At 44.8% G+C, this 2,108-nt stretch carries 2 protein-coding genes; one reads left to right on the forward strand and one right to left on the reverse strand.

Annotation, left to right across the window (positions count from 1 at the left end):
* Positions 1-169 precede the first annotated feature (169 nt).
* Positions 170-1,621, reverse strand: coding sequence for a PLP-dependent aminotransferase family protein (locus A3729_RS15420; protein WP_068634046.1), 1,452 nt, complete (start codon positions 1,619-1,621; stop codon positions 170-172).
* A 173-nt stretch (positions 1,622-1,794) separates the two neighbouring features.
* Here A3729_RS15420 and A3729_RS15425 point away from each other — a divergent pair, with 173 nt between their 5' ends.
* The gene (locus A3729_RS15425; RefSeq protein ID WP_068508732.1) at positions 1,795-2,028 is read left to right on the forward strand and encodes a DUF1127 domain-containing protein; all 234 of its coding nucleotides are present in this window, start codon (positions 1,795-1,797) and stop codon (positions 2,026-2,028) included.
* Positions 2,029-2,108 lie beyond the last annotated feature (80 nt).

Here is a 2,108-nt window from a genome sequence, read left to right on the forward strand (position 1 = left end):
AACGCTAAGCAAAAAGCAAATTGCTGATATCCAAAAACTCGAAAAAGGTGAAACCACTGTAAAAGCCAGTGTGACAGACGCTGAAGGCAAAGAACCCATTCTTATGGAAATGGTTTGGGCCTGGACACCTAAAAAACGTTAAGCTCTCCACTTAAAAGCTGAGCAAGTGTTATGTGAATCTGCTTAGTTCAGCTTTTAGTATATTCCCCAAAATCACAACAGCTTGCTCTCGCTCTCTGGTCCATTCATGTGCATAACTTAACCGAATATAGTTATGGTACTTACTCGAATCGGTTGAAAAGATTTCTCCTGGCGCAACAATGACGCCCTCGGCCTTAGCCAAATGGTAGAACTCTGTGCTATCTACACCATCAGGCAACTGTATCCATGCAACAAAACCTCCTTGCGGCTTAGTGATGCGTGTTTCTTTGGGAAAGTGTAGCGCAATTAAATCTAGCAACCTATCGCGCCTCTGGCTGTAAACTTCACGAGCATGCCTCAAGTGACGGTCAAAGCGCCCTCTAGACAAAATATCGGCAACCGCCAGTTGGGGTAAAGCAAAGTGACTGGAGTTGCTTAAAAAACGTTGGTACTCAATTTTTTCCCGATATCGCCCTGGCATCACCCAGCCGACACATAGCTGAGGGTCAAGCACCTTCGAAACTGAAGAGCACAGCAGAATTCGGCCATCCTTATCATAAGATTTAACAGCTTTTGGCCTAGCATCACTGTATGACAGCTCTCCGTAAATATCGTCTTCAATCATCGGTAAATCATATTTTTCTAAGAGCTTCGCCAACTTGAGCTTCGCAGTTTCTGGCATCAAGGCTCCCATGGGGTTGCTATAGCTAGGAACTGATAACACAACTTTTACGGGCCACTGCTCGACTGCCAACTGAAGCGCGTCGATGCTCATTCCCCTTACCGGATCTGAAGGAATTTCAAGCGCTTTTAGCCCCAAAGATTCGATTAACTGTAACAAGCCATAATAGCCTGGCGACTCTACCGCAACCACATCACCTTTTTCACACAGAGAGCGTAAACACAATACAATGGCCCCTTGGCAGCCAGCAGTAATAATAATTTCATCAGGTGACACTAACATGCCCGCATCAGAAGCACGTCTGGCGAGCTGCTTCCTTAGTTGAGGACAGCCTTTTCCTGAGTCATAGCCAATGCCGAGAAACTTCTCAGTCCGCACAAGGTTTGCAAATGATTTTTTTAGTTGTTCAATAATAGGGAAGTCACTTGCCGGGACCGCTGCACCGAAGCTGACATTGTTTGGTTCTGCCGAACTGGCCAGGACGTCCATGATCAATTCTGAAGTGGTGACTTCATCCGGGCCGCAATCAGAGACAGAGTTGTGGATATGGTCTTTAGATAAATGTTCTACCGGCGCACTGAGCGCAATGGCTTTAACATAATAGCCAGACTTTGGCCTCACCTCAATCAGCCCCCAGTCCTCTAGTAAACCGTAGCTCATTAAAACAGTCGACACACTGACCGAGCGCTGTTTCGCTAATTCCCGAACAGAAGGAAGCTTATCCCCCCTAGCAAAAGTACTTTGCCGAATCTGCTCAGCAAGGTCATTTGCTAACAATTTATAAATAGGCTGTTTCATTGTTGTGCTCCCAGAACCATAACAGTTGTTCAAATATTATACTTAACAGTTCATTCATACTACATCTGTTATGGCTAATTTAGTTAAATTCTAAATCTGTTACGTATCAGACAACCTCCGTATAGTATTCATCTTCAAGCCCTATCATTATTAGTATTGCGAGGAAAGATACGATGAGACATGAAATACTCCCTTCGCCACAAGGTCTTCACAATTACTCAGGCTCATTAAAAGGCCTCACCAATCTATGTCTACGATTTGCCAAGCAATTACACTCGCTAGCATGGCGACTGGAGATACACCGACAACGTAAAAAGCTGCTTCAACTGAGTGATGCTCAATTAAGAGATATTGGCGTGTCCCGACAAGAAGCACAACTCGAAGCAAGTCAGCCTCTATGGAAGTAGAGGCTTAAGCCGTCAAATACCAGGAGGCAAATCACCCTGCTTTCTGTTATAAATAGGCTTCGTATCGGTATAAGAGCATT

The sequence above is a fragment of the Oleiphilus sp. HI0043 genome (assembly GCF_001634935.1).